Source organism: Metabacillus sp. 113a, from assembly GCF_050107635.1.
Lineage (GTDB): Bacteria > Bacillota > Bacilli > Bacillales > Bacillaceae > Metabacillus_B.
Genome location: NZ_JBNILJ010000059.1, coordinates 1 through 213 on the forward strand (window position 1 = coordinate 1; position 213 = coordinate 213).

General features: G+C 35.2%; 1 pseudogene. It reads right to left on the reverse strand.

Going from position 1 to position 213, the window contains the following annotated elements:
* Nucleotides 1-213, reverse strand: a pseudogene (locus tag ACQCVE_RS19700) (RNA-guided endonuclease TnpB family protein); the annotation flags it as partial.

The following is a 213-nucleotide window of genomic DNA, read 5'->3' on the forward strand; positions in this document are numbered from 1 at the left end:
ATCCATTTATTTGATTTTTTTGTGATGCGAAGAGTTCCTAGTTTATGCTTTAGCAAATCAAAATTGCGGTTATGCTTATCGACTACTATCGCACGAATAGGTGTTTTCTTTACTTTACCGTTAATCAACAAAGGCAAATGTATGTGAGTGAAGTCAAACGAGTAGTTTTGGTTATTCCAAATGCAGACAGGCTTCACCAAAATAGGGATGATT